Source organism: Marinactinospora thermotolerans DSM 45154 (genome assembly GCF_900167435.1).
GTDB lineage: Bacteria > Actinomycetota > Actinomycetes > Streptosporangiales > Streptosporangiaceae > Marinactinospora > Marinactinospora thermotolerans.
Genome location: NZ_FUWS01000011.1, coordinates 94,898 through 120,495, shown reverse-complemented (window position 1 = coordinate 120,495; position 25,598 = coordinate 94,898). Strand labels below are relative to the sequence as shown.

General features: G+C 70.4%; 26 protein-coding genes. 6 read left to right on the top strand and 20 right to left on the bottom strand.

Annotated features, from left to right (window positions below):
• Positions 1 to 36 precede the first annotated feature (36 nt).
• The 3 genes from B5D66_RS19270 to B5D66_RS19260 form a co-directional block, all read right to left on the bottom strand.
• On the bottom strand, positions 37 to 396 hold the full coding sequence (locus B5D66_RS19270; RefSeq protein WP_078763187.1) for an NADH-quinone oxidoreductase subunit A: 360 nt from the start codon (positions 394 to 396) through the stop codon (positions 37 to 39).
• Positions 397 to 565: 169 nt separating this feature from the next.
• Positions 566 to 1,873, bottom strand: a complete 1,308-nt coding sequence (locus B5D66_RS19265) for a geranylgeranyl reductase family protein (RefSeq protein ID WP_078763186.1) — start codon at positions 1,871 to 1,873, stop codon at positions 566 to 568.
• Positions 1,874 to 2,186: 313 nt separating this feature from the next.
• A complete protein-coding gene (locus B5D66_RS19260) occupies positions 2,187 to 2,897 on the bottom strand; it encodes a demethylmenaquinone methyltransferase (RefSeq protein WP_078763185.1) in 711 nt (236 codons plus the stop codon).
• Positions 2,898 to 3,085: 188 nt separating this feature from the next.
• On the opposite strand from B5D66_RS19260, the gene B5D66_RS19255 reads away from it, so the two are divergent.
• Positions 3,086 to 4,339 carry a delta-60 repeat domain-containing protein gene (locus B5D66_RS19255; RefSeq protein WP_144390218.1) on the top strand — a complete coding sequence of 418 codons (1,254 nt, stop codon included), beginning with the start codon at positions 3,086 to 3,088 and terminating at the stop codon, positions 4,337 to 4,339.
• A gap of 10 nt (positions 4,340 to 4,349) precedes the next feature.
• Here the strand turns inward: B5D66_RS19255 and B5D66_RS19250 are convergent, their stop codons facing one another.
• Entirely contained in the window at positions 4,350 to 4,718 is a 369-nt protein-coding gene (locus B5D66_RS19250; protein WP_078763183.1) for a DUF4229 domain-containing protein, read from the bottom strand.
• A 386-nt stretch (positions 4,719 to 5,104) separates the two neighbouring features.
• Here B5D66_RS19250 and B5D66_RS19245 point away from each other — a divergent pair, with 386 nt between their 5' ends.
• A complete protein-coding gene (locus B5D66_RS19245; RefSeq protein WP_078763182.1) occupies positions 5,105 to 5,305 on the top strand; it encodes a BldC family transcriptional regulator in 201 nt (66 codons plus the stop codon).
• 77 nt (positions 5,306 to 5,382) lie between these two features.
• Positions 5,383 to 5,730 carry a PLD nuclease N-terminal domain-containing protein gene (locus B5D66_RS19240; RefSeq protein WP_078763181.1) on the top strand — a complete coding sequence of 116 codons (348 nt, stop codon included), beginning with the start codon at positions 5,383 to 5,385 and terminating at the stop codon, positions 5,728 to 5,730.
• Positions 5,731 to 5,800: 70 nt separating this feature from the next.
• On the opposite strand, the gene ccsB is transcribed toward B5D66_RS19240, so the two are convergent.
• The 11 genes from ccsB to B5D66_RS19185 all read right to left on the bottom strand — a co-directional run bounded on the left by ccsB (position 5,801) and on the right by B5D66_RS19185 (position 16,015).
• Positions 5,801 to 6,751 (bottom strand): c-type cytochrome biogenesis protein CcsB, encoded by a 951-nt coding sequence (ccsB, locus tag B5D66_RS19235; protein WP_078763312.1) that lies wholly within the window; start codon positions 6,749 to 6,751, stop codon positions 5,801 to 5,803.
• Positions 6,752 to 6,796: 45 nt separating this feature from the next.
• Positions 6,797 to 8,386, bottom strand: coding sequence for a cytochrome c biogenesis protein ResB (gene resB / locus B5D66_RS19230; RefSeq protein ID WP_078763311.1), 1,590 nt, complete (start codon positions 8,384 to 8,386; stop codon positions 6,797 to 6,799).
• 11 nt (positions 8,387 to 8,397) lie between these two features.
• The gene (locus B5D66_RS19225; protein ID WP_078763180.1) at positions 8,398 to 9,210 is read right to left on the bottom strand and encodes a cytochrome c biogenesis CcdA family protein; all 813 of its coding nucleotides are present in this window, start codon (positions 9,208 to 9,210) and stop codon (positions 8,398 to 8,400) included.
• Complete coding sequence (locus B5D66_RS19220; RefSeq protein WP_078763179.1) at positions 9,207 to 9,836, bottom strand: TlpA family protein disulfide reductase; 630 nt, start codon at positions 9,834 to 9,836, stop codon at positions 9,207 to 9,209. The genes B5D66_RS19225 and B5D66_RS19220 overlap by 4 nt, the downstream gene beginning before the upstream one ends.
• A gap of 257 nt (positions 9,837 to 10,093) precedes the next feature.
• Positions 10,094 to 10,297 carry a helix-turn-helix domain-containing protein gene (locus B5D66_RS19215; RefSeq protein ID WP_078763178.1) on the bottom strand — a complete coding sequence of 68 codons (204 nt, stop codon included), beginning with the start codon at positions 10,295 to 10,297 and terminating at the stop codon, positions 10,094 to 10,096.
• Positions 10,298 to 10,545: 248 nt separating this feature from the next.
• Positions 10,546 to 11,343 carry a phosphatase gene (locus B5D66_RS19210; RefSeq protein WP_078763310.1) on the bottom strand — a complete coding sequence of 266 codons (798 nt, stop codon included), beginning with the start codon at positions 11,341 to 11,343 and terminating at the stop codon, positions 10,546 to 10,548.
• Positions 11,344 to 11,448: 105 nt separating this feature from the next.
• Complete coding sequence (locus B5D66_RS19205) at positions 11,449 to 12,627, bottom strand: acetoin utilization protein AcuC (protein ID WP_078763177.1); 1,179 nt, start codon at positions 12,625 to 12,627, stop codon at positions 11,449 to 11,451.
• Between the two features lie 131 nt (positions 12,628 to 12,758).
• Positions 12,759 to 13,553 (bottom strand): pyrroline-5-carboxylate reductase, encoded by a 795-nt coding sequence (gene proC / locus B5D66_RS19200; protein WP_078763176.1) that lies wholly within the window; start codon positions 13,551 to 13,553, stop codon positions 12,759 to 12,761.
• Positions 13,554 to 13,561: 8 nt separating this feature from the next.
• Positions 13,562 to 14,446, bottom strand: a complete 885-nt coding sequence (locus tag B5D66_RS19195) for a proline dehydrogenase family protein (RefSeq protein ID WP_078763175.1) — start codon at positions 14,444 to 14,446, stop codon at positions 13,562 to 13,564.
• Positions 14,446 to 15,081 (bottom strand): TetR/AcrR family transcriptional regulator, encoded by a 636-nt coding sequence (locus B5D66_RS19190; protein WP_078763174.1) that lies wholly within the window; start codon positions 15,079 to 15,081, stop codon positions 14,446 to 14,448. Before B5D66_RS19190 ends, B5D66_RS19195 begins: the two co-directional genes overlap by 1 nt.
• Positions 15,082 to 15,091: 10 nt before the next feature.
• Entirely contained in the window at positions 15,092 to 16,015 is a 924-nt protein-coding gene (locus B5D66_RS19185) for a sugar phosphate isomerase/epimerase family protein (protein WP_078763173.1), read from the bottom strand.
• Between the two features lie 148 nt (positions 16,016 to 16,163).
• Here B5D66_RS19185 and B5D66_RS19180 point away from each other — a divergent pair, with 148 nt between their 5' ends.
• Positions 16,164 to 16,781 carry a class I SAM-dependent methyltransferase gene (locus B5D66_RS19180; RefSeq protein WP_200813718.1) on the top strand — a complete coding sequence of 206 codons (618 nt, stop codon included), beginning with the start codon at positions 16,164 to 16,166 and terminating at the stop codon, positions 16,779 to 16,781.
• Positions 16,782 to 16,824: 43 nt separating this feature from the next.
• Here the strand turns inward: B5D66_RS19180 and B5D66_RS19175 are convergent, their stop codons facing one another.
• A complete protein-coding gene (locus B5D66_RS19175; protein WP_144390207.1) occupies positions 16,825 to 17,520 on the bottom strand; it encodes a hypothetical protein in 696 nt (231 codons plus the stop codon).
• Between the two features lie 180 nt (positions 17,521 to 17,700).
• A complete protein-coding gene (locus B5D66_RS19170) occupies positions 17,701 to 18,609 on the bottom strand; it encodes an SGNH/GDSL hydrolase family protein (RefSeq protein ID WP_078763170.1) in 909 nt (302 codons plus the stop codon).
• A 298-nt stretch (positions 18,610 to 18,907) separates the two neighbouring features.
• Here B5D66_RS19170 and radA point away from each other — a divergent pair, with 298 nt between their 5' ends.
• Entirely contained in the window at positions 18,908 to 20,269 is a 1,362-nt protein-coding gene (gene radA / locus B5D66_RS19165) for a DNA repair protein RadA (RefSeq protein ID WP_078763169.1), read from the top strand.
• A 34-nt stretch (positions 20,270 to 20,303) separates the two neighbouring features.
• Here radA and B5D66_RS19160 read toward each other — a convergent pair whose 3' ends face one another.
• A complete protein-coding gene (locus B5D66_RS19160) occupies positions 20,304 to 21,071 on the bottom strand; it encodes a hypothetical protein (RefSeq protein WP_235001107.1) in 768 nt (255 codons plus the stop codon).
• An 86-nt stretch (positions 21,072 to 21,157) separates the two neighbouring features.
• On the opposite strand from B5D66_RS19160, the gene B5D66_RS19155 reads away from it, so the two are divergent.
• On the top strand, positions 21,158 to 22,033 hold the full coding sequence (locus B5D66_RS19155) for an HhH-GPD family protein (protein ID WP_078763168.1): 876 nt from the start codon (positions 21,158 to 21,160) through the stop codon (positions 22,031 to 22,033).
• Between the two features lie 9 nt (positions 22,034 to 22,042).
• On the opposite strand, the gene B5D66_RS19150 is transcribed toward B5D66_RS19155, so the two are convergent.
• Entirely contained in the window at positions 22,043 to 22,630 is a 588-nt protein-coding gene (locus B5D66_RS19150; protein ID WP_235001106.1) for a DUF3105 domain-containing protein, read from the bottom strand.
• A gap of 426 nt (positions 22,631 to 23,056) precedes the next feature.
• Positions 23,057 to 25,564 carry an ATP-dependent Clp protease ATP-binding subunit gene (locus tag B5D66_RS19145; RefSeq protein WP_078763167.1) on the bottom strand — a complete coding sequence of 836 codons (2,508 nt, stop codon included), beginning with the start codon at positions 25,562 to 25,564 and terminating at the stop codon, positions 23,057 to 23,059.
• Positions 25,565 to 25,598: the final 34 nt, after the last annotated feature.

Sequence of the window (25,598 nt, the reverse complement as noted above, 5' to 3'; positions counted from 1 at the left end):
GACGTGCGGTGATCTTGGGTGGGCGGGGCATCCGCGTCAGCCCCATTCGAGACCGCCGCGGCGCCACTCGTAGGCGTAGGCGATCGAGACGTTGACGAGGAAGAGCAGCATCGCGACGAGGCCGAACATGCCGAGCGCGTCGAGGTGGATCGCCCAGGGCACGAGGAAGATCACCTCGATGTCGAAGACGATGAACAGCATCGCGGTCAGGTAGTACTTGATCGTGAAGCGGCCACCGCCCACCGGCTGTGGCGTCGGGTCGATCCCGCACTCGTAGGCCTGGAGCTTGGCCCGGTTGTAGCGTTTGGGCCCGGCGATCGCTCCGACCACCATGGACAGGACCACGAACCCGGCGCCGATCCCGCCGAGCACGAAGATGGGTGCGTACAGCTCCATCGCTAGCCGTTCCCCTTCTCGTCACGGGGCGCGCGGAAGGCGGGGGTCGATTCGCCTCCCGCGCCCGTGGACATGGTGATGTTCCCGCATGTGATTTCTTTCACTTGCGGTGGTGGCCTTTGCGTCGCGGTTGCCATGAGGCAGGCCCTTCGGGGTCGTCCGGGCCGGCTCAGGCCGCCGGGGCCATCTTGGACAGACCGTTGATCACCCGGTCCATCGCGTCCCCTTGGCTCGGCTCGGTCAGGTTGGCCAGCAGCTTCAGCGTGAACCGCATCAGCAGGGGCCGGGGCAGCCCGTACTTGGTCGCGTACTTCATGATGTCCGGGTTGCCGATCATCTTCACGAAGTAGCGTCCGAGGGTGTAGTAGCCGCCGTAGGTGTCGCGGAGCGTGCGCGGGTAGGCGAGGAGGGTGCGTTCCCGCGCCTGCTGGGTGGGGCGGCTCATCGCCTGGACGATGACGTCGGCGGCGATGTGCCCGGCCTCCATGGCATAAGCGATGCCCTCGCCGTTGAACGGGTTGACCATGCCGCCGGCGTCGCCCACGAGGAGCAGGCCGCGGGAGTAGTGGGGGGTGCGGTTGAAGCCCATGGGCAGCGCGGCACCGCGGATGCCCCCCTGCTGGTTCTCCTCCGTGAACCCCCACTCGGCGGGCATGCTCTGCGTCCAGCGGCGCAGGAGCTTGCGGTAGTCGACGTCTTGGAAGGAGGCCGTGGAGTTGAGGATGCCCAGGCCGACGTTGCTCGTGCCGTCGCCCACGCCGAAGACCCAGCCGTAGCCGGGAAGCAGCACCTCACGCCCGCCGCTGGAGTCCCACAGCTCCAGCCAGGACTCCAGGTAGTCGTCGTCATGGCGGGGGCTGGTGAAGTAGGTCCGCACCGCGACCCCCATCGGACGGTCGTCGCGCTTGCGGATGCCCATCGCGACCGACAGCCGCGAGGAGTTGCCGTCGGCGGCGACGACCAACGGGGCCCGGTAGGTCACCCGCTCGCCCTCGGCGTTCTTCGCGCGCACGCCCACGATGCGGTTGCTGCGCGCGTCGATGATCGGCTCGGTGACGTTGGTGCGCTCCAGCAGCCGCGCGCCGGCCTTGACCGCGTTCTCGGCGAGGATCTGGTCGAAGTCGAAGCGGGTGCGGACCAGCCCGTAGTCGGGGTACTCGGCAAGCTCCGGCCAGGGCAGTTCCAGCCGCACCCCGCCGCCGATGATGCGCAGTCCGCGGTTGCGGATCCAGCCCTCGTCGTCGAAGGAGATGCCCATCGCCGTGAGCTGCTTGACCGCGCGGGGGGTCAGACCGTCGCCACAGACCTTCTCGCGGGGGAAGGCGGTCTTCTCCAGGACCAGAACGTCGAGGCCGGCCTGGGCCAGGTAGTAGGCGACGGTGGAACCGGCCGGACCCGCGCCGACGACGATGACGTCGGCCTCGTGCTCGGGGCGTTCCTTGACGGCAGACGGTGTGGTCGGTGCTGTCTCGCTCACGAGTGGTCCTGACTGGTCGGCGCGGCTCTGCGCAGGCGGGGCGGGGACCCGCTGGTGTGGCTGCTTGCTACTTCGAAAAGGTTCGTACGCTTGTGAAGGGCTTCACAAACCCTTTTGCCCGCAGTCTAGACCTTTCCCGAGCCACGAGCGACCCCCGGGGGGCATTCATCTTGTCCGCGCCCTTTCCGGGCGCGACGGCCTTTCACGCTGTCACTGGAGTTGACGGGGAATACAACTGTCTGTTTTGTCGCCTTATACGGCAAGAGGGGACTTTCGTACTCAAATATGGAGACGAGACACCCGAATACGCGGCTTAGGCCAGCCGGCGTCCCCGATGCAGCGCCACCGCCCCCAGCGTGAGATTGCGCCAGGCGACGTCCGACCACCCCGCCGCCTGCATGCGCCGCGCCAGCACCGGCTGGTTCGGCCAGTCGGCGATGGACTCGGAGAGGTAGGCGTAGGCGCCCGGGTTCCCGGTGAAACAGCGCGCGACGAGCGGCAACGCCACCTTCAATCCCGCGCCGTAGATCCGGTCCAGCGGCCGCACGGGGATATGGCTGAACTCGCAGATGACGATCCGGCCTCCGACCTTGGTGACCCGCAGCAGCTCTCGCAGCGCCCGGTCGACGTCGTTGACGTTGCGCAGCCCGAACGAGATCGTGACGGCGTCGAAGGTCTCGTCGGCGAAGGGCAGCCGCAGCGCGTCACCGGCGACGACCGTGACCCCCCGCCGCGAGGCCCCTCCCCGCCGCCGTGCACCCACCTGGAGCATGCCCAGGGAGAAGTCACAGGCGATGACCCTGGCGCCCTTGACGGTGAAGGACTCCGACGAGGTCCCCGTACCGGCCGCGAGGTCGAGCACGAGCTCGCCGCTGTAGGCCTCGACGGCGTTGACGACGGCGCGCCGCCAGATCCGGTCCTGGCCCAGCGAGAGCACGTCGTTCATCAGGTCGTAGCGGCCGGCGATGTCATCGAACATGGCGGCGACGTCACGGGGTTGCTTGTCGAGTTCGGCACGGGTCATGGGAATCAGCCTAGAACGTGTCGAACCCGGAACGGGCGAACCCCCGCCTCCACCGCGTTTGCCCTCCTCACCCACACGCCACACCGACTACGCTTGGTGACCATTCGAACCTCGTCGGTAACGCGAGGTGATCCCGCGACGGCCCGATCTCCTGGAGTACGCCCGTGCCCCACAGCCACCGCACTCTCGTGACCGCAGCGCTGTCGGCGCTCGCCCTGACCTCCACCGCCCTGTACGCCTCCCCCGCCCTGGCGGGACTCGCCCACGACTCCGTCGTCAGCGAGCGTCCCGTGGCCTGGACCCCGCATGTCCTGGACGGCAGCGTGAAGGCGATCGCCCAGGTCGGTGACGTCATCGTCGTCGGCGGCGACTTCACCCGCGTGATGGCGCCCAACCGCACCGGCGAGACCGAGCGCGCCGGGCTGTTCGCCTTCCGCCCCGGTACGGGGGAGCTCCTGACCGAGTTCCGGCCCGAGGTGAACGGCACGGTCATCTCCCTGGTGCCCTCCCCCGACGGCGGGGTCTTCGTCGGTGGCGACTTCACCACGGTCAACGGGGAACCGCAACAGGGCGTCACCAAGCTGTCGGTCCCCGACGGCAAACGCGTCACCGGCTTCACCGCCTCGCTGGAGGGGGGCTCGGCCTACCGCCTGGCCCAGCACGGCGGACGGCTCTACGTCGGCGGCTCCTTCACCGCGGTCAACGGCCAGGCGCGCACCGGCCTGGCCCGGCTCGACGGCGTCACCGGGAAGCTCGATCCCCATCTCGCGCTGACGCTCAGCGAACCGCGCTCGGGAAGGCTGCGCGTGCAGGAGCTCGCGGTGAGCCCGGACGGCCGCAGGCTGGTCATCGGGGGCACGTTCACCGTGGTGGACGGGGAGCGCAGGTACCAGATCGCCATGATCGACACCGGATCGGGTCCGGCCCGGCTGAGCGCGTGGTCGACCGAGGCCTACTCCAAGCCCTGCGACTACGAGGAGATCAACACCTACATCCGGCAGATGGACTTCGCCCCCGACGGCTCCTACTTCGCCGTCGTCACCCGCGGCGGTCCGGAGAAGAAGCCCGGGCTGTGCAAGACGGTCGCGCGCTGGGAGAACGAGGACCGCGCGGGCGCCGAGCCCACCTGGGTCAACTACACCGGCGGCGACTCGATCCACTCCGTGGCGGTCACCGGCTCGGCCGTCTACGTGGGAGGACACCAACGCTGGATGGACAACCCCGAGGGGGACAAGGACGCCGGTCCCGGCGCGGTGGAACGGTCGGGGATCGCCGCGGTGGACCCGGTCAGCGGCAAGGCCCTGGCCTGGAACCCCGGCCGGACCCGGGGTTATGGGGTCGAGGCGCTGACCCCCACTCCTGACGGCCTCTACGTCGGCAGCGACACCGACCGGCTCGCCGGCGAGTACCACGCCCGGCTGGGCATGTTCCCGATCGCCTAGGACGCGCGGGTCAGCCCCGGCGCTCGTCCCTCTCCTCGCCCCCGGCCGCTCCTGCGGCCGGGGCCGCCGCGTTCTCCTCGACGGGGGTGACGCCCTCGGCCCGGTCGGCGGCCTCGCGGCCGGCCACCTGGAACTCGTCCTCCTTCGCGGCACCGGCCTCCAGCTGCGCCCCCATCCCGCGCATCCGGGTCATCCAGCCGGCGACGACCTCCGACATGGCGTCGCGCTGGGCGTTGAGCAGGATGTAGCTGACCAGCCCACTGAGGAGGAAGGCCAGCGCGATCGCCAGGAACCCGCGGGCGCCGAGCAGGTAGAGCAGGCCGAACGCGACCGCGAACAGGAGGAGCCGGGACGCGGTGTAGGCGATGACGCTGCGCATGGGTTCTGCCTCACAACGGACGAGACGACGTTTCGGACGGGGCGGCCGGATCCGGACGTCTCCACGGGCCGATGTCCCATGGACACGCCGGAGGGCATCCGCCCTCTTCACAGGGTAAGGGGGGTTCTCCCCGAGACCCGACCGACCCACCCGTGACGAGTTCGAGCTGTTCGGAGCGCGGAACCCGGCCCGGGGAACGGACGTTGGACCTCTGTGAGACAGCCCCGGACAACCACCCGAATATGAAGGTCACGTTCCGATCACATTCAGGCGTCCCCTGTCCCCTCCTTCCCATTTTTACGAAAACTAGGGAGGAATCGGACTAACTCGTGCACACTAGGGGATCAACCGCCCGCCCATATCCCAGGCGGGCCCGAAGGGGGATTGTGAAGGTGGAAAGAGGAAGCGAACGCTTGCTGACCCCCGGAGAGGTGGCTTCCCTCTTCAGGGTGGATCCGAAAACGGTGACCCGTTGGGCCGCCTCCGGCAGGATCAGCAGTATCCGAACACCCGGCGGCCATCGCCGCTTCCGGGAATCCGAGGTGCGCGCGCTGCTGCACGGGGAGAACGGCGAATCCCCACGCTGACCCGGCCGCGGCCATCAGGTCCAATGTGCCGCCCCGACGCCGAACACCACACCGATATCAGCGGATAGGCTGGAAACATGGTGTGGCTCGGTGCCCTTATCACGCTGCTCTCGATTGTGCTCTGGGTGTACGCGTTCTTCGACGCGCTCACCAGCCCTGCCGAGGAAGTGCGTCACCTGCCGAAGTTGCTGTGGTTGGCCATCATCCTGCTCTTCATGGTCGTCGGCCCCCTGCTGTGGCTCTTCCTCGGCCGTCCCCGGGTAGCGGCTCCCACGGTGGCCCAGGGGCCCGTGCACCAGGTCTCCGCCGACGACCTGGACCCCTCGGACTTCCAGCGTCCCTCCGGCCGCGCCCAGCCGCTCGGTCCTGACGACGATCCGGACTTCCTGCGCCGCCTGAACAAACGCATCAACCCCGAGGACTGACGACATGACGAGGGGCCCGTCCCAATGGGGCGGGCCCCTCGTCTGGTCTCCTCTGGTCGGTGAACGCCACCTAGGCGTAGGAGTGCAACCCGCTGAACAGGTAGTTCACCCCGAAGAAGTTGAAGAGCAGGCAGGCGAAGCCCACCAGGCCGATGACCGTGGCCTTCGTCCCGCGCCAGCCCGCGGTGGCCCGGGCGTGCAGGTAGGCCGCGTAGACGACCCAGGTGATGAACGACCACACCTCCTTGGGGTCCCACCCCCAGAACCGGCCCCACGCCTCGTCGGCCCAGATGGCACCGGCGATGATGCCGAACGTCCACAGCGGGAACGCGAGTACGACGAAGCGGTGCGAGACCCGGTCCAGCAGTTCCGAGCTGGGCAGCTTGGCGGCGATCCCGGTGACCGTCTCGCCCCGCGCCCGCTTGGCCTCGGTCCGCTGCGCCAACAGATAGGTGATCGCCGCCGCGCCCGACACCATGAAGGCGCCCGTCGCCAGGATCGCCGCGGAGACGTGGATGGCGATCCAGTAGGAGTCCAGCGCCGGGATGACCGGGCCGGCCTCACTGTAGAGCCACTTCGCCGCGATCCCCAGCAGCAGCAGGACCGGCACCAGCACGAACGTGCCCAGGTAACGGGCCTTGTAGCGAATGGCGCCGAACAGGAACGCCGCCACGGAGCACAGGCAGACCGCCACCACGAACTCGAACATGTTGCCCCAGGGCCAGCGGTCCGCCGCGAGGCCGCGGGTGACGATCTGGCCGAGGTTGAGCAGGAAGCCCAGCACGGTGACCCCGAGCGCGACGTTGCCCAGGATGTGCTGGGAGGCGCTGGTCTCGGGGTCGGGCGCGCGGAGGTTGACCTCCATGCCGTCCTCGTCGGCGCCCGAAGCCCCGACCCCGACCAGACGCTCGGCCTTGATCGCCTTGCGTCGCCCATACGCCGCCTCGACGGCGAACAGGAACAGGGCGATGGCGTAGGTGACGATCATCGCGATGATGAGGGCGTCGCTGACCGACGCCATGCCCTCGTCGACCGCCGGTTCGGCGGCGAGCACGGTGTTCACCGGCTACTCCTTCTCGGTGCTCGTGTCGTCGGAAGCGGGACGCTCCCGCAGTCTGTCCCGGAGCCGCAGGCTGATCCCGTGCAGCTCGGTGATGGCGCCGGCCCCTTCGGTCTTGCCCAGGCCACCGACCTCGACCACGGTGCGGCCGTCGGCGTCGGGCCTGGCCCGCACCCAGGCGCGGCGGGGGTGGACGAACAGCGTGCACAGCAGCCCCAGCACCGCCGCGACGGCGGCGACCAACGCCGGCACACGCGCCGGGTCGCTGTTGACCTGGACGCTGATGTACTCGCGGTAGCCGGTGAAGGTGATGTTCCCGGCTCCCTCGGGCAGCTCCCAGGTCTCGCCCGGGGAGAGCTGCGGTGAGTCCCCGAGCTCCTCCATCCGTTCGGTGTAGAGCTGGTAGACCGACTGGGAGTCGCCGCTGTCCAGCCCCAGGTCGCCCTTGAAGGCGCGCAGCGTGACCACCGGGTTGCGGGCCCCGGGGAAGTCGGAGGTCAGCTCGCCGGTGGCCGTCTCGGCCGCCGAGGGCAGGAACACCGCGGTGAAGCCGAGCTGCTCCGCTCCCGTGTCGGGCACCTTCACCACACCGTCGGAGACGAAATTGCCCTCCTGGCGGTCCAGGAACGGCACCGCCTGGTCGAAGACGACCTCGCCGTCGGGGTTGGTCACCGTGAACTCCGGCGCGTAGCCGTGGCCGAGCAGGTAGACCTGGGCGCCGTCCACCGACAGGGGGTGGTTGACCTCCAGGGTGTGGGTGCGCTCGGGGGCGCCGGGCGCCTCCCGGTAGGTCACGTCGGCGACGTAGGAGGCCGCCTGACCGGTGAGGTCGCCCTCCTCGATGAACTCGGCCTGGAAATCGTCCAGCCTCAGCCAGAACGGCTGGAGGTCGCCGGGTTCCACCGACGTCCCCGGTTCGTAGGCGTCGTAGGAGGTCACCGTGTTGGCGAACCCGTCCCCCTCGATGATCAGCATGTTGCCGCGGTAACCGAAGAGCGAACCGGCGCCCAGGGCGATCAGCAGGCCGAGCAGGGCGAGGTGGAAGACGACATTGCCGGTCTCGCGCAGGTAGCCCTTCTCGGCCGCCACGGAGTCGTCCCTGGTGTCGATCCGGTACCCCTTGAGCGCGGCGCGCGCCTCGGCGAGCACCGTCTGCGGGGACGCCGCGGTGGTGAAGCTCGCCGAGTAGGGCAGGCGGCCGAAGTTGTGCGGGGTCCGTGGCGGGCGCGCCCGCATCGCGCGGTAGTGCGCGGCGGCCCTCGGCAGGACGCACCCCGTCAACGAGACGAACAGCAGCAGGTAGATCGCGGCGTACCAGGGCGAGGAGTAGACGTCGAACAGGTAGAACCGGTCGAGCCACGGCGCGAGGTCGGGGTTGTCCAGGAAGTAGTTGCGGACCTGTTCGTCGCTGACCGAGCGCTGCGGCAGGACCGAACCGGGGATGGCGCCGATCGCCAACAGGAAGAGGAGGATCAGCGCGGTCCGCATCGAGGTGAGGATGCGCCAGGCCCAGCGCGCCCACCCCAGGGCGGAGAGCCGGGGCGGACTGTCGGTCCCCGTTTTTCCGGTGCTGTCGGCCGCGCCGGCCGGCTTCAAGGAAGTCACTGCTAAATCACCGTCGTGAAGTTGGCGGTCCAGCCCTGCATGATGGCGTTGACGTCGGTCCACAGACCGGACACCAGGAGCAGGCCCACGACCACGAGCAACGCGCCGCCGACCGCGGTGATGACGCGGTAGTGGCGCTTGACCCAGTCGAACGCGCCGAGGGCGCGTCGGTACATGAGGGCCGCCGCGACAAACGGCAGACCCAGGCCCAGGCAGTAGGCCAGCGACAGCAGCGCGCCCCGGTCGACACTGCCCTCGACGAACGCCAGCGACTGCACGGCGGCCAGCGTCGGGCCGATGCACGGCGTCCAGCCGAGTCCGAACAGCACGCCCAGGAGAGGCGCCCCGGCCACCCCCGCCGCCGGCAACCGGTGGAACCGGAACTCCCGGTTCAGTCCCGGCACGACGCCCATGAAGGCCAGTCCCAGCACGATCGTCATGGCGCCCAGGACCCGGGTGATGACATCGGAGTAGTCCAGCAGCAGGCCGCCGACGCCTCCGAAGAAGACCCCCACCGCCACGAACACCGCGGTGAAGCCGGCGACGAACAGCAGGCTGCCGGCGAGCATGGTCCACCGTCGAGCCGCCAGCGCGTCATCGACGGTCTCGACCCGCGTGGCGTCACCGGAGGCCGCCGCCGCGACCTGCGCCCGGCGCCGTGTGGCGATGTCCGCGCCGGTCATACCGGTGACGTAGGAGAGGTAGCCCGGCACCAACGGCAGGACGCACGGGGACAGGAACGACACCAATCCGGCCGCGGCCGCCAGCGGAACCGCCAGCAGCAGCGAACCCTGCACGATCGTTTCGGCGATCATGCGGATCCGGCGTCCTCCCGGGCGCCCTCGTCCAGGACCGGCTCGACGAGCCCGGTCAGGTCACGGTAGTTGGTGGCGCCGATGACACGGGCGGCGATGCGGCCCTCGCGGTCGATGACCAGCGTGCTGGGGATCGCCTGGGGCGGAACGGTGTCGCGGAACGCCTGGGGGACCTCGCCGGCCTGGTCGTACAGGCTGGGGTAGGTGACCTCCTGGTTGCGTTCGAACGCCTCGGCGGAGGTCCGGTTGTCCTTGATGTTGACCCCGAGGAACTCCAGGCCGGCGTCCTTGTACTCGCCGTAGACCTCCTCCAGGACGGGCGTCTCGGCGCGGCAGGGAGCGCACCAGCTCGCCCAGAAGTTGACGACGACGACGTCTCCCTCGTAGTCGTCGAGGGAGATGGGGTCGCCACCGATCGTCTCCCCCTCGACAGCGGGCGCGGGGGTGCGGTCCTCGGGCGCGAACGCGGTCGTGGACCCGTCGCCCTCGACGTAGCGGTCGTTGGAGCTTCCGGAGTCGGTGGCGGCCTGTCCGGCGCAACCGGTGAGCGCGATGACCGCCGCGAGGGCGGCGACCGAACGCCGGAACGCCGGGCGCGTGCGGGCACCGGGCTCATTACAGGGCATCGTCAAAACCTCGAAAGAGGAGGTGAAACAGGCATCGTTCAATAACGACACAGTGTAGTAGATGCCCTGCGCGAGAGGACTTCGGCCCGGTCCGGGCAGGTCCCAGGCCCCGAGGCCCGCACCCCGGGGGTGGGAGAGGCGGGCGTGCCGGGGAGACACGCCCGCGGATTCCGATATCCGGTGCCGACGCGAAGGCCGGCCGTTCCCCGGTGCCGGTGGGCGGGGTGCACCGCTCCGGGGAGTCCCGGATGCCGCTGCTAACCGGCCTCGACGAACGCCTCTCGGAGGTAGTCGTGGACAGCTCGTTCAGGCACCCGGTAGGAACGTCCCACCCGGATGGCGGGGAGAACCCCCGAGTGGACCATTCGGTAGACAGTCATCTTGGAGACCCGCATGATCGTCGCGACCTCGGCCACGGTCAGGAACCTGACCTCGTCCAAAGGAGCCTTGCCACCGTTCATGTTCCGCCGCCCTCTTTCCCGGACGTGGGCGTACTCGTCCCTGCCCTGTCGCCACCGTGGTGGGCGCGGAGCGATGATCCACTCCGTCCCATCACCACGCCGGTGTGTCGTTCCGTAACTACTGCCACGTCCGGTTTCAGCGTAAATCCGGGGTCACGGCATTGAAAGGTTGGCTTTGCTGTCCCTGCAGCTACATGTGGGGAAGGGTGCCCCTGAGGTTTAGGAGATGGGTATAAAACGATCCGCCCTCAGGTGAGTCCGGCCCGCGACAGGACGTAGTCGGACAACGGACGGTAGTCGTCGGTGAGGTATCCGTCGTCCAACGGCACCGTGGTGTGCAGTTTGCCCTCGTGCTCGCCGAGGAACAGTGCCGGATCGTTGGAATCGGCAAATCCCACCACGTTGATGCCGGCCTGCGCCGCCGCCCCCGCGAAACCGTGGTCGGCGATGACCAGCTGCGGCCACGGCTCGCCCCGCGCCGTGAGGTCGGCCAGGATGGCCTGCATCGCGAAGGGGTGGTGGCTGTGCCGGGGCTGTTGCCCGTCGGTGACCAACGCGACGTCCTCCCGCCAGGTGAGGACACGCGTCTTCGGCGGATGCTCGCCCTCGATCTCGTAGGAGTGGCCCGCCGCGGCCGTCACCACCTGGCATCCGTTGGCCGTCAAGACGCGCTTCCACCCCTGGTAGGTCTCCAGCAGGTTGCGCGGGTGCCCGGTGGCCAGCAGGATCCGCTCCCGGTTGCGCGCCGCCTCGGCCATGCGCTCGGCCACCGCCTCCAGCGCGTCGACGGTGCGGTCGGGGTCGATCGTGTCGATGCCCCACAGGTAGTTCTCGTCGGCGACCACGCCGCAGCGCTTCGACATCAGGGCGAGGACCTCGCCGAAGGACCATTCGTGCGCGAACGAGAGGCCGAACTGGTGGTACGGATCGCCCTCGACGAGCCTCTGGTAGTGCTTGAGGTTGTTCTGCCGGGGCGTGTCCACCTGCCCCGCGATCCCCGTCCGCACCAGGTGGTCGATCAGTTCCGCTCGTGAGGGCGGCGTCACCATGTCCCCTTTCGGATCGTGTGCCCGCCGCTACCGGCCTCCGCGGGCTATTGAGGCATCCTCATACCCGTTCCCCGCCGGGTTCAACTGCTCCGGCGGGCCGGATCACAGGTTCGGGTCGATGCCATGGCAGGGGAAGACCGCCCGGCGGGTCTCCTGGATCGCCTGGTCGACCGGGTCGGCGGGGTCGAATCCCTCCTCGAAGGGCACGTGGCCGGGATCGCGTCCGTCGGTCATCCGCAACGGCGCGGTCTCGCCGGTGCGGCGCTGGACGAACTCCCGCCACTCCTGCGGCGTCTGCGTGTCGGGGTCCAGCGGTGCCCCGGTGACCTCGGCGAGCAGGTGCGTCCAGGCCCGTGGCACGACCTGCACCAATTCGTAGCCACCGCCCCCGAGGACCACCCAGCGGCCCCCTGCGGTCTCCTTGGCCAGCCGGTGCAGCTCGGCGTAGGCCAGCCGTTGCCCGTCCAGGCTCATCGTGAGATTGGCGAGCGGGTCGAGGGTGTGGGTGTCGCATCCGTGCTGGGTGACGAGGACCTCCGGCTGGAACTCGCGCAGCAGCGGGGGGACGACGGCGTGGAAGGCCCGCAACCACCGCTCGTCGCCGGTGCCGGCCGGCAGGGCGACGTTGACCGCGTACCCCTCGGCGCGCGGTCCCCCGATCTCGCCCGGGCGGCCGGTGCCGGGGAACAGCGTCAACGGCGACTCGTGCAGGCTGATCGTCAGGACCCGCGGATCGTCGTAGAACACCTTCTGCACACCGTCGCCGTGGTGCACGTCCACGTCGACGTAGGCGACACGTTTGGCACCCTGCTCCAGCAGCCAGGCGATCGCCAGCGCCGCGTCGTTGTAGACGCAAAAACCCCAGGCGTGCTTGGGCATCGCGTGGTGCAGCCCACCGGCGATGTTGACCGCGTGCTGCGCCTCGCCCGCCCACACCGCGCGCGCCGCCGCGACCGAGGCCCCCGAGATCAGCGCGGCGGCATCGTGCATGTTGGGAAAGACCGGGTTGTCGGCGGTGCCGAGGTAGTAGGGGTCGTCCGGTTGCAAGGTGACGCCGGCCCGCTTGACCGCCTCGATGTAGTGGCGATCGTGCACGAGCTCCAGCAACTTGTCGTCCGCGGGTTCGACGCCGGTGAAGGAGACCCCCGGCGCGTCGAAGACGCCGAGTTCGCGGGCCAGTGCCATCGTCAGTTCGACGCGGACCGGCGCGAGCGGATGCTGCGGCCCGAAGTTGTAGGCCGTCAGCCCCTCGTCCCACGCCACGCGCAGCGAACAGGACATGCACCCTCCCGGCGGAAAACGTGTCGATGTGTGCGTTCCACCACACACTAACGAAATCGGGGACGTCCATCTTCCGCCGGGTCGTCAGGTACGGGGGTGTCGGGGGACCGAGGAGCCGCCTCGGCCGGGGTTCAGCCCTCGGAGAGTTCGCGGCTGCGGTCGCGGGCGGCCTCGATGGCGTCGGTGAACGCGGTGCGCACGCCGTGGCGTTCGAGTTCGCGGACCGCGGCGGCGGTGGTCCCACCCGGCGAGCTGACCGCCTCGCGCAGCACGACGGGGTGCTCCCCGGAGTCGCGCAGCATGGACGCCGAACCCGCGATCGTCTGCACGACCAGCTTCTCGGCGATGTCACGCGACATGCCCATCAGCACCCCGGCGTCGATCATCGTCTCGACGATGAAGTAGAAGTAGGCGGGGCCGCTGCCCGACAGGGCGGTCACCGTGTCCATGTGCCGCTCGGCGACGCGCAGCACCTCGCCGACCGGGCGGAGCAGCGCCTCGGCCCGGTCGAGGTGGTCGGCGGTGGCGTGCCGGCCGGCCGCGATGGCGGTCATCCCCTGGCCGACGACCGCCGGCGTGTTGGGCATCGCCCGCACGACCGCGACGTCACCGACCAGGTGCTTCTCCAGCAGGCCGGTCGTGATGCCGGCCGCCACCGAGATGACCAGCGTGTCGCCGCTGATCGCGGGCGCGACGTCGACGAGCAGGTCGACCATGTCCTGGGGCTTGAGCGCCAGGACGAGGGTGTCGGCGCGTCGCGCGGCCTCCTCGGCCGGGACGATCTCGACCCCGTAGCGCTCGCGCAACCGCCGCGCCTGTTCGGCCCGCGGCTCGGTGACGAGGACCTCGGCGGCGGCGTGGCCGGTGCCGAGGAGTCCGGCGAGCAGGGCTTCGCCCATCTTGCCCGCGCCGATGATCGCGATCATGTGGTCCCCTACCTTTCGACTGGGTCCCACGTTAGCGGTCCGGGCCCCAGGCGCGCCGACGGCGGTCCTCCCGGTGTGGACACCGGTCGAGGACCCCTGCGAGGACTCCCACGATGTCCCGGGCCGTAGGCGAGACCGACCCGTACCCGGGCACCCGGCTCGCCGATGTCACGAGGACGCGCGCCACGACCGACCTGGTACTCGATCTCCTCCGTCGCGAGCGCCGCGAGCGCGCCCGCGATCGCCATCAGACGGGGGTCGTGGGTGGCGACCACCAATTGGGCCCCGCTGTCGATGAGCCGGCGCAGCGCGCGGACATAGGCGAGGTCACCCTCATGACGGGAGAGCAACGTGGCCGCAGGTGCCCCCTCGGGAGCGCCCGAGCACAGCCGGACCCGGGAGCCGGGCCGTAGGGGAGGCTCGCCCGTGAGACGCGACCGGGGCCAGACCTCCACCCCGAGCCGGGGGTGGTCGGTGCGCACGGCGGCCACGAGGCGCGATACCGCCTCATCGGTTCCCCCGGTCCCCGCCCGCACGGTGACGGTCGCTCCCGTCCGCTCGGCCCCGGCGCAGAGCCGGGCGAGAGAGGCCACGGCCAGCGCTTCGCCCTCCGCGCCCAGGTACAGGCCCAGTTCCGTGGGGTGCACCGACAGCTCGGTCACCGCCGAGAGCCCCTCCGCTGCCAGTCGGTCCAGGAGACGCAGGTACCGGTGGAGGGCGGCCGACACCTGCTCGGGGTGGCGGACCTCCTCCCCGTGGTACTCGACGGAGGCGGACAGCCCCTGGTCGGCGAGCCGCCGCACCGCCCGCACCAGGGCCTCGGTCCCCTCTCCGACCGGGAACGGGCGCGGCCCGTGCCGGTCCCGCCTCCACGGGGACGGTCCGATGTCCATCAGCGTCCTCCTGGCTCGTCGGTTCCCGCGCGCCGGCCCTCGTCGTCCGGCTCGGCACCGTCCGCGTCGATCAGGGCGCGCAGGGCGGGCGCGTAGACCGCCACGATGTCGTCGACCGCCGCCGAGGCCAACGGCTCGACCTCGACCACGTAGCGCATCGCCAGCAACCCGAACACCTGGGAGAGGAGCGCGGTGGCGCGCAGCGGAGGAACCTCGAACCGCTCGGCGATGTGCCGGGAGAGGACGTCCTCCAGGAAGCCCCTGACGGTCACGGCGAAGGCGTCGTGGGCGGCCGCCGAGCGCAGCAGCGCCAGCAACGGCCCCCGGGTCCGGGGATCCTCCCACGCCCCCAGCAGGAAGCGGAGCAGCGCCTCGGCGCGGTCGTGCCGGGAGGAGGAGGCCGTGATCCCGCGCAGCACCTCGGCGGGATCGTAGGGCAGCCGCATCGCGGCGACGAACACCTGTTCCTTGGCCCCGAAGAAGTGGTGCACGAGCGCGGGGTCGACGCCGGCGGCCCGGGCGATACCGCGAACGGAGGCGCCCGTGTACCCCTTGTCGGCGAATTCCTCGCGGGCGACCTCGAGGATCCGCTCCCGGGTCACGGTCGCGCCGGGACGCCGTCCGGTACGTGCCACGGGTCCCGGTTCAGGTCTCGTCGACGATCGTGCCGTCGGGGCCGGCCGAGAACCGTCGGGGCGCGGTCTGGGCGGTCGCGCGCCGCAGGGCGATGCGCTCACGGCGGTCCGGCCTCTCGCCCGTCCCCCCGCCGGCCCTCGCGAAGTGCAGGCGGGCGAACGCCAGCGCCTCGGCCAGCTCAGTGCGCCGGGTCTCGCGGTCGGGTGCCTTGCGGGTGCTGACCTCCAGGACGATCTGACCGTCGTACCCCGTGCCGGCGAGGTGTTCGAGCAGCTCCGCGCAGGGCTGGTTGCCGCGCCCGGGGATCAGGTGCTCGTCGATGTTCTGGCCGCCCAGACCGTCGGCGAGGTGGACGTGGGACAGCCGGTCGCCCAACTGCGCGGCCATGTCCATCGCGTCGGAGCGCGACATGGCGGTGTGGGAGAGGTCGAGGGTGACGTCGGGGTAGTCGCGGTCGAGCGGGTTCCAGCTGGGCGCGTAGGGGACGACCTCCTTGCCGCGCATGTGGACCGGGTACATGTTCTCGACCGCGAACACGATGTCGGTCTCCTCCTGCATGCGCGCCAATCCCGTCTCGAACTCCTTGGCGTACTCGCGCTGCCAGCGGAAGGCGGGGTGGACGACGACCGTCCGCGCCCCCAGGGTCTCGGCCATCTCCTTGGAGCGGACCAGCTTGACCCAGGGGTCGCGTCCCCACACCCGCTGGGTCACGATCAGACAGGGCGAGTGGACGGCGAGGATGGGGACCTGGTGGTAGTCGGAGAGCCGCCGCAGCATGTCGACGTCCTGGCTGGCCGGCTCACCGGTGACCATGACCTCGACGCCGTCGTAGCCGAGCTCGGCGGCGATCTCGAAGGCCGCGGGGGTCTTCTCCGGGTAGACCGACGCTGTCGAGAGGACGACAGGCGCGTCTGGAACCTGGATAGCGCTCACCTCATCAACCCTATGCGTTGTAACGGAAATTGGCTCGCACGCCAATGATGCGGATAGCGTCTGCCGAGTGAACGCGACGCCGTCGGGGGCGATTCCCAGCCCCAACATCTGGAACAGCCCGCAGGTCTATGAGCTGGAGAACCGGGCGGTGGATCCTGACGGGGTGATCGACGCCGCCATGCGCGCCATCCGCGACTGGGACGGCGCACACGTCCTCGACATCGGCTGCGGCACGGGCTACCACCTGCCCTACTTCGCGGAGCGCGCCCGCGGGGTCGTGGGCGTCGAACCGCACGCCGCCCTGGCCTCCGTCGCCCGCGCGCGCGTCCGCGACCTGCCCAACGTCGAGGTGCGCACCGGGGTCGCCCAGAGCCTGCCCGTCGCCGACGCCTCCGTGGAGGTCGCGCACGCCCGCTGGGCGTACTTCTTCGGCCCCGGATGTGAGCCCGGTCTCGCCGAACTGGAGCGGGTGATGCGGCGAGGCGGCGTCGCCTTCGTCATCGACAACGACGCCACCCGCAGCACCTTCGGCCGCTGGTTCCGCCGCTTCCTGCCCTCGTACGACCCCGTGGCGGTCGAGCGGTTCTGGAGCCGTCAGGGCTTTGCGCGCCGGCCGCTGGACATGCGGTGGCGCTTCGAACGGCGTGAGGACTTCGAGGCGGTGGTCCGCATCGAGTTCTCCGCCGCGATCGCCCAAGAGGTCATCGCCTCGCACGAGGGGCTGGAGGTGGACTACGCGGTCAACCTGTGGTGGCGGGAGTACTGAGACCGTTCCCGCCCGCACAGACCGGCGGGCGAGCCCGTCCGGCTCAGACCATGGTGAAGCTGACGTAGCCGTAGGCGCTCACCTCGACGTTGTAGGACTCCACCCCGTACTCGGTCTGCGCGTCGCACACGACCCCGCTGTCGATGTCGGGGGTGGCGAGCTGGGCCTCGTCCATGTCGCAGCGCACGGCCTCGGCGTCGGCCCAGTAGCGCAGCGCGTCCTCGACCACGTCGCGGACCATCGGGACGCTGTCGGCGCGGTACTCGTAGCTGAAGATGTAGGAGCCGCCGGTGACGTCGACCGTGTAGGGGATCTGGAGCCCCTGGTAGGTGACGGTGCAGTCGATGGTCTCGTCCACCGACGCCTGCGTCTCGGTGCACTCCGCGGTGGAGGAGGGGTCATAGAGCAGCGACGCCTGGTTCGCGCTCTTGAGGACCTCCCACTCGATCTGCTCGGTGGGGGTGGCGGTGTCACCCGGTTCCGCCGGCAGGGTGGACTCGTCGAACTCCGGGGAGGACGCCGGGATCGGCCCGGTGCGGTAGTCACCGGAGACGAGGCCCTCGGTACCGTCGGCCTGCTGGGCGGGCACGGTCTCCTCGATCGGCACCTCGGGCTCGGGGGCGGGGACGAAGGGGAACGGGAAGAGCAGGCCGCAGCCGGAGAGCGCGAGGGTCGCACCGACGGCGACCGGCGTCATGACCACGGCTCGGGACAGTCGCTTCCTGGCGGGGGACGTCACGGGGGCCTCTTTCACTGCGCCGGGACAGCGGGAAGTCCGTCCCGGTCTGAGATGGAATGACTCTCATGGGACTCCGTGGGATCGGATCCGGTTCCCGATCCCCGCCCCCGTCTTCGCCACCGGTACCGCCCGGGACGACACGGCCGGAGGGCCGCGCCCTCCCGGACCCGCCCTCGGCGCCTAGGCCAATGGGGCCTGTTCGACGCCGACCGCCTCCAAGACGCGCTGCGCGGTCGCCGCCATGCCCGAGGCGTTGGGGTGGACCGGGGCGGCCGGCCGGGTGGGGAAGATGCCCTCGACCCACTTCTCGTCGGCGGCGGCGCATACGTCGTGCCCTCGTTCGCCGACGTCCACGAACACCGCGCCGGCCTCGGCCGCCTCTTTCGCCAAGACCGTGTTGAGGTCGCTCTGCGCGGCGTCGAGGTAGGCGACGTCCCCACGGGCGATGGGCACCAGCGGCCAGCATCCGCGCTCGGCCGGCAGGATCTGCAGGTAGCCGACGACGACCACGGTCGCCTCAGGGCTGCGCTCGGCGATCTCGGCGAGTACCGCGGCGACCTTCTCCCCGGTCTCGTCCGCTCGTCGGGCCAGTTCGTCGCCGCCCTCGTCGTCGACGTAGCGGTCCCGGCAGGGGTCGCCGGCGGGATCGGTGGCGCTCAACGTGGCGCAGGTGATCAGGATCTCCGCGAAGCCGAAGTCGTTGCCCCCGATCCCCAGGGTGACGAGGTCGGTGTCGGGGGTGAGGGCGTCGAGCTGGGGGGCGTTCTCGGTGTCGAGCGGCAGTCCTTGGGGCCGGGTCATGTGCTCGGTGGTCGCCCCGGAACAGCTGGCGTCGTGGAACTCGGCCGAGCCGAGCGCCTGCGCGACCAGGTTGGGGTAGTTCTTCCGGGAGCGCAGGCAGAACACCGGCCTGCCGTACTGTCCCGGGATGAGCGGTCCCGCGGTGAAGGAGTCGCCGAGGGCGACGTAGCGTCCCGTGACGTCCGCGGTGGCCGCCTCGGCCTGGGCGGGGACGGTGGCCAGGGCCAGGACTCCTGCGGCGCTGAGCGCGACGGCCGTGAGACGACGTGCGGTGGTGGTGGGGGACACGCGCTTTCCTCCTCGGGAACGCGAAGGCCGGGAACTCGAACGTGACCCGCCCCCGCCGTTCGGTCAACGAACAGGCCGACAACGGTCATTCACTTGACGCGACGAATTGTATACGTACAGTGACGCATTTGGGGAGGACTGTGCCGGTCATCCCGACGGCATGTCTGATATGTCGCTGCGGTGGGCCGATCGGACCAGCCGTGACGCTTGCCGCCGGCGAGGCAGCGGTCCCGCCGTCCACGGCGCGGGGCTGTGGAGGACCGTACGGAGTGTCACCGGGACACGCTAGCGTGCAGACATGGCCAGGTCTGCGAAAAGTACGTTCCGGTGCGCCGAGTGCGGCTGGACCACCCTCAAATGGGTCGGCCGCTGTGGCGAGTGCCAGGCGTGGGGCACCGTCGAGGAGGTCGGTCCCGCCGTCTCGGGAGGCCTGGTGGCGGCCAAGGTCAGCTCCCCCGCCCGCCCCATCACCGAGATCGACGTCGAAGCCGCCCATGCCGCCCCCACCGGTCTGGAGGAGCTCGACCGCGTCCTCGGCGGCGGCCTGGTCCCCGGAGGCGTCCTCCTGCTCGCCGGCGAGCCCGGCGTGGGCAAGTCCACCCTGCTGCTCGAGGTGGCGGCGCTGTGCGCCGACTCCGGGCCGGTGCTCTACGTCACCGGTGAGGAGTCCACCGGCCAGGTCCGTCTCCGCGCCGAACGCCTGGGGGCGCTGTCCTCCAAACTGTTCCTCGCCGCCGAGACCTCGGTGGCGGCGCTGGCGGGCCACGTCGACGAGATCGCGCCGAAACTGCTCATCGTCGACTCCGTGCAGACCATGAGCTCGCCCGACGTCCCGGGGGTTCCCGGCGGCGTCACCCAGGTCCGCGAGGTCGCCGGGTCCCTGATCAGACTGGCCAAGGCCCGTGGCATCGCCACCGTGCTGGTCGGCCACGTCACCAAGGACGGCTCCATCGCCGGTCCCCGGCTGCTGGAGCACCTGGTCGACGTCGTGCTGCAGTTCGAGGGCGACCGCCACTCCCGGCTGCGGATGCTGCGCGCGGTCAAGAACCGCTACGGCCCCACCGACGAGGTCGGCTGTTTCGAGCTCACCGACTCCGGCATCATCGGCCTGCCCGACCCCAGCGGCCTGTTCCTGACCCGCCGCAACGAGCCCGTCCCGGGCACCTGCGTCACGGTCACCCTTGAGGGACGTCGCCCCCTGATCGCCGAGGTCCAGGCGCTCGTCGCGCCCACCGCGCTGCCCCAGCCGCGACGCGCCACCTCGGGGCTGGACTCCGCCCGGGTCGCGATGGTCATGGCGGTACTGGAGCGCAGGGCGGGCCTGCGCATCGGCTCCTCCGACGTCTACGCCTCCACCGTCGGCGGGGTGCGGCTCGGCGAACCCTCGATCGATCTGGCCCTGGCCCTCGCGCTGGCCGGCTCCCACACCGACCTCGCGTTGCCACGCGGCTTCATCGCCATCGGCGAGGTCGGGCTGGCCGGGGACGTGCGCGCGGTCAGCGGCGTGCAACGGCGGCTCTCCGAGGCGCAACGGCTCGGTTTCACCAAGGCCATCGTCCCGCACAACAGCGACGAACCCGTCGACGGCATCGAGGCGATCGGCGTCGAGGACCTCGGCGAGGCGCTCCGCCTCGCCCTGCCCGCGAAACAGCGTCGTTGAGGATGGTGGCCGGGTGCCCCACCCGGCCACCGTCTCAGTTGAGCCGGAAGACCTGTGGCTCGGCCCCGTTGACGTAGTCGCCGTACAGCGTCACGACGTAGGTGCCCGGACGGGCCTGGCTGTCCGCTTCGCGGCAGTCCGGCCAGGAGCGTTCGCGCTCCCAGGTGACGGTCGTCGTGAGCGGCACCCCGCGGCGCAGCTGTTCGTTGTCGGTGCCCCGCCCCTCGACACAGTCGGCGGTGGAGAAGATCCGGTCCTCACCCGAGGTGATGCGCAGCTCCATCGCCTTGGGCCCGACGTCGATCGTGCAGGTCTGCTCCGCGGTGTTGACCACGGTGACCTCGATCTTGGGCTGGGCGTCCCAGGCGTAGTCGGTGCGGTCCGTCGCGAGGGTCACCACGACGTCCTGGGGACGACAGGGGTCCTCGGAGCGCTGCGGGGCCGGGATGTCGGGCGCTGCCCCGCCGTCCCCGCCTCCCGCGGGGGCCGCGGCGCCGGGACCGCCGGCCCCTCCCCCGGAGCCTTCCCCGCCCTCGCCGGCCGCCCCTTCGGACCCGCCCGCGTCCTCGTCCCCCGCGGGGTCCCCGTCCTCCGAACCGGCACCGGTGGAGGGCGATGCTGCGATACTGGGCGAGGCGGAGGAATCGGGCGACGCACCGGTACCGGGATCAGGGGACACGCCGGCCGCCCGCTCCCCGTCGTCCGAGGGGGAGGCCGAGCAGGCATAGGCGATCAGCGCCACTATCAGAAGTATCCCGGCCAGCACGAAGACACGCCGTTTCATGTACGTCTCGGAACTCACGGGTCCAGTGCTTGAGGGCATGGGCGTAGTATCCCGGCTTTCCGACTTTGCACCTACTCAACCCGCCGTTGGGCAACTGATTACGCATGAACGAAAACCCTTACAGCACAGCGGTTCTCGCATGGTACGAGGCCAACGCTCGCGACCTTCCGTGGCGACGTCCCGAGGCCACCCCGTGGGAGATCCTGATCAGCGAGATCATGCTCCAGCAGACGCCCGTGGTGCGGGTGCTGCCCGCCTGGGAGGCGTGGGTGGAGCGCTGGCCTCGACCGGCCGACCTCGCCGCGGAACCCGCGGGCGAGGCCGTACGCATGTGGAACCGGCTCGGCTACCCCCGTCGCGCGCTCAACCTGCACGCCTGCGCCCGGGCGATCGTGGAACGGCACGACGGGCGGGTGCCCGACTCCCACTCCGACCTGCTGGCCCTTCCCGGGGTCGGCCCCTACACCGCCGCGGCGGTCGCGAGCTTCGCGTTCGGGCAGCGCCACGCGATCCTCGACACCAACGTGCGCCGGGTGCTCGCGCGGGCGGAGACCGGAATTGAGTACCCTCCGAAAACCCAGACCAAGGCCGAGGTGAGGTTGGCGGAGTCCCTGCTGCCGGACGCGCCAGCCGTGGCCGCGCGCTGGGGCGTGGCCGTGATGGAGCTGGGCGCGCTCGTGTGCACGGCCCGCTCCCCCAAGTGCGCCGACTGCCCCATCCTGGACCGGTGCTCCTGGGTCCTCGCCGGCCGCCCCCCGCACGACGGCCCGCCCCGGCGCGGACAGACCTACGCCGGAACGGACCGCCAGGTCCGGGGCCGGCTCCTCGCGGTGCTGCGCGAGGCCCCCGGCCCGGTGGCCAAGGAGGCGCTCGACGCGGTCTGGGACAAGAGCGTGCAGCGCGAGCGAGCGCTGGACGCGCTCGTCGCCGACGGTCTGGTCGACCCCCTGGAGGACGGCACCTACGCTCTGCCCGGGTGAGCGACGGGGTCACACCCCGATGCTGCCGGCCTCGCCGACGCTGGGCTCGCCCATCCCCTCCGAACAGGGGGCGCCGGGCTCCGGTGTCTGCGGTCCCTGCTCGTAGCGGGCGATGAACTCCTGGAGACGCGGGTCGCCGGCGTCGTCCACCCCCAGCTGCTTTCCCCAGGCCGAGGCCACCACGGGCGCCGGCAGACCGGGGACCGGGCTGACCAGAAGGTAGCTTCCCGGCCGGTACAGCCCGGTGAGCAGGTCGACCTGCCCGTCGTCGATGGTTGGGTCGTAGGTGATCCAGACGACACCGTGTTCCAGGGAGTGGACGGCGTTCTCCGCCGGCACCTCCTCCGCGTAGACACCGCAGTTGAGCCAGACCGCCGCGTGGTCGCCGCCCACGGGCGGATTCTGCGGGTAGTCGACCGTCCCGGTGACGTGGTTCATCGACAGGCCGTCGAATGTCTGCACGCCGTCGATGTCACCGGCCTCGCTTCGCCCCTCGGCCAGGCCCGGGTGGGGGCCCGACGCTCCTCCGCCCAGGAGGAGGACGGTCGCGCCGGCGCCGACCAGGAGCACGACGACAAGCGCCGCGGCCCCCAGCACCCACCACAGCGCTCGCGGGCCGCGTCGGGGCGGAGTCGGCGGGCGGAAGCCGGGGGGAGCCCCCGGCGGATACGGACCGTGCGGATGGGCGCCTCCGGGCCCCTGCGGATACGGGCCGCCGGGAGCCTGCGGAGGAGGTCCGGGCGGCCACGCCGCGGACCCGTGCGGTGGGTGGGGGAAACCGGGTGGATACGGGCCGGGGGCGGGCACGCCCGGCCCGGGCAGAGGTCCCGGCCCGGGCACACCGGGAGGGTGCGGCCCGGGAACGCGCGGACCCTCAGGGCCGCCGGCCGGGCCGGATGGGGGGTCTGCTGGATTCGTCACGGTCCGGACACTACCGGCCGATGCCGGCGGGCACCGGCTCGTGGACACGGGAAAGGGGTGGCCATTACGGCCACCCCTTCGTCACCCGAAGCGGACGGGACCTCAGTCGCCCTTGCCCGCGGCGGTCTCGACCTGCGGCGTGTCAGGGACCGACGCCGGCTTCGGCACGCCCCGGAAGGTGAACTTCGCGTCCGTGCCGCTGCCCTCGGCGTCGACGATGACGATCTGTCCCGCCTTCAGCTCGCCGTAGAGGATCTTCTCCGAGAGCGCGTCCTCGATCTCGCGCTGGATCGTCCGGCGCAGCGGCCGGGCTCCCAGAACCGGGTCGTACCCGCGCTCGGCGAGGATCGTCTTGGCCGCCGGGCGCAGCTCCAGACCCATGTCGCGGTCCTTGAGGCGCTCGTCCAGCCGCGCGATCATCAGGTCCACGATCGTGATGATCTCGGTCTCGGTGAGCTGGTGGAAGACGATGATGTCGTCCACGCGGTTGAGGAACTCGGGCCGGAAGTGCTGCTTGAGCTCCTCACCGACCTTCGCCTTCATCCGGTCGTAGTTGGTCTTCTTGTCATCCTCCTTGGCGAAGCCCATGGAGACGCCGCGGGAGATGTCCCGGGTGCCCAGGTTCGTCGTCATGATGATGACGGTGTTCTTGAAGTCGACGTTGCGGCCCTGGGCGTCGGTGAGCCGGCCTTCTTCGAGAACCTGGAGCAGCGAGTTGAAGATGTCGGTGTGGGCCTTCTCGATCTCGTCGAACAGGACGACCGAGAACGGCTTGCGCCGCACCTTCTCCGTGAGCTGACCGCCCTCCTCGTAGCCGACGTAGCCGGGAGGCGAGCCGAACAGCCGGGAGACGGTGTGCTTCTCCATGAACTCGCTCATGTCGAGCTGGATCAGCGCGTCCTCGTCACCGAACAGGAACTCCGCCAGCGTCTTGGACAGCTCGGTCTTGCCGACACCGGAGGGGCCGGCGAAGATGAACGACCCACCCGGACGCTTGGGGTCCTTCAGGCCGGCGCGGGTACGCCGGATCGCCTGGGAGAGCGCCTTGATGGCGTCCTCCTGGCCGATGACGCGCTTGTGGAGCTCGTCCTCCATGCGCAGCAGCCGGGAGCTCTCCTCCTCGGTGAGCTTGAAGACCGGGATGCCGGTGGCCGTGGCGAGGACCTCGGCGATGAGCTCCTCGTCGACCTCGGCGACGACGTCCATGTCGCCGGCCTTCCACTCCTTCTCCCGCTGCGCCTTCTTGGCCAGCAGCTGCTTCTCGTCGTCGCGCAGGGACGCGGCCTTCTCGAAGTCCTGCGCGTCGATCGCGGACTCCTTGTCGCGGCGCACCTGGGCGATCTTCTCGTCGTACTCGCGCAGGTCCGGCGGGGCGGTCATCCGGCGGATGCGCATCCGCGAACCGGCCTCGTCGATGAGGTCGATCGCCTTGTCCGGCAGGAAGCGGTCGCTGATGTAACGGTCGGCGAGCTGCGCCGCGGCGACCAGCGCGCTGTCGGTGATGGAGACGCGGTGGTGGGCCTCGTACCGGTCGCGCAGGCCCTTGAGGATCTCGATCGTGTGCTTGATCGTGGGCTCGTCGACCTGGATCGGCTGGAACCGGCGTTCGAGCGCGGCGTCCTTCTCCAGGTGCTTGCGGTACTCGTCCAGCGTGGTCGCGCCGATGGTCTGGAGCTCGCCGCGGGCCAGCATCGGCTTGAGGATGGAGGCCGCGTCGATGGCGCCCTCGGCGGCACCCGCTCCGACCAGGGTGTGCAGCTCGTCGATGAACAGGATGATGTCGCCGCGGGTGCGGATCTCCTTGAGGACCTTCTTCAGGCGTTCCTCGAAGTCACCGCGGTAGCGGCTGCCGGCGACCAGCGCGCCGAGGTCCAGCGTGTAGAGCTGCTTGTCCTTGAGCGTCTCGGGGATCTCGCCCTTGACGATCTTCTGGGCCAGGCCCTCGACCACGGCGGTCTTGCCGACACCGGGCTCGCCGATGAGCACCGGGTTGTTCTTGGTCCGGCGCGACAGCACCTGCATGACGCGCTCGATCTCCTTGTCCCGGCCGATGACCGGGTCGAGCTTGCTCTCGCGCGCGGCCTGGGTCAGGTTGCGGCCGAACTGGTCGAGCACCAGGGAGGTCGACGGAGTCGACTCCGAGGAGGCACCCGTGGCCTGCGGCTCCTTGCCCTGGTAGCCGTGGAGGAGCTGGATGACCTGCTGGCGGACCCGGTTGAGGTCGGCGCCGAGCTTGACCAGCACCTGGGCCGCCACGCCCTCACCCTCGCGGATGAGGCCGAGCAGGATGTGCTCCGTACCGATGTAGTTGTGCCCCAGCTGCAGGGCCTCGCGCAGAGAGAGCTCCAAGACCTTCTTCGCGCGCGGGGTGAAGGGAATGTGGCCGGAGGGGGCCTGCTGGCCCTGCCCGATGATCTCCTCCACCTGCTGCCGGACCGCCTCGAGGCTGATGCCGAGGCTCTCCAGAGCCTTCGCAGCGACGCCTTCACCCTCGTGGATGAGGCCGAGCAGGATGTGCTCCGTACCAATGTAGTTGTGGTTGAGCATCCTGGCCTCTTCCTGGGCCAGGACCACCACGCGCCGTGCGCGGTCGGTAAACCTCTCGAACATGTCTCGTCGCTCCTCACAGAGCGGTCAGGCAGGG

What these genes read in the sequence shown, in the direction of transcription:
- proC (WP_078763176.1), bottom strand. Translation starts at nt 13,553, where the DNA reads ATGATCGCGATCATCGGCGCGGGCAAGATGGGCGAAGCCCTGCTCGCC.
- B5D66_RS19145 (WP_078763167.1), bottom strand. Translation starts at nt 25,564, where the DNA reads ATGTTCGAGAGGTTTACCGACCGCGCACGGCGCGTGGTGGTCCTGGCC.
- B5D66_RS19215 (WP_078763178.1), bottom strand. Translation starts at nt 10,297, where the DNA reads ATGAACGGTGGCAAGGCTCCTTTGGACGAGGTCAGGTTCCTGACCGTG.
- B5D66_RS19220 (WP_078763179.1), bottom strand. Translation starts at nt 9,836, where the DNA reads ATGCCCTGTAATGAGCCCGGTGCCCGCACGCGCCCGGCGTTCCGGCGT.
- B5D66_RS19205 (WP_078763177.1), bottom strand. Translation starts at nt 12,627, where the DNA reads ATGTCCTGTTCGCTGCGCGTGGCGTGGGACGAGGGGCTGACGGCCTAC.
- B5D66_RS19195 (WP_078763175.1), bottom strand. Translation starts at nt 14,446, where the DNA reads ATGGACATCGGACCGTCCCCGTGGAGGCGGGACCGGCACGGGCCGCGC.
- ccsB (WP_078763312.1), bottom strand. Translation starts at nt 6,751, where the DNA reads ATGGCGTCGGTCAGCGACGCCCTCATCATCGCGATGATCGTCACCTAC.
- B5D66_RS19225 (WP_078763180.1), bottom strand. Translation starts at nt 9,210, where the DNA reads ATGATCGCCGAAACGATCGTGCAGGGTTCGCTGCTGCTGGCGGTTCCG.
- B5D66_RS19250 (WP_078763183.1), bottom strand. Translation starts at nt 4,718, where the DNA reads ATGCGCAGCGTCATCGCCTACACCGCGTCCCGGCTCCTCCTGTTCGCG.
- radA (WP_078763169.1), top strand. Translation starts at nt 18,908, where the DNA reads ATGGCCAGGTCTGCGAAAAGTACGTTCCGGTGCGCCGAGTGCGGCTGG.
- B5D66_RS19155 (WP_078763168.1), top strand. Translation starts at nt 21,158, where the DNA reads ATGAACGAAAACCCTTACAGCACAGCGGTTCTCGCATGGTACGAGGCC.
- B5D66_RS19240 (WP_078763181.1), top strand. Translation starts at nt 5,383, where the DNA reads ATGGTGTGGCTCGGTGCCCTTATCACGCTGCTCTCGATTGTGCTCTGG.
- B5D66_RS19270 (WP_078763187.1), bottom strand. Translation starts at nt 396, where the DNA reads ATGGAGCTGTACGCACCCATCTTCGTGCTCGGCGGGATCGGCGCCGGG.
- B5D66_RS19260 (WP_078763185.1), bottom strand. Translation starts at nt 2,897, where the DNA reads ATGACCCGTGCCGAACTCGACAAGCAACCCCGTGACGTCGCCGCCATG.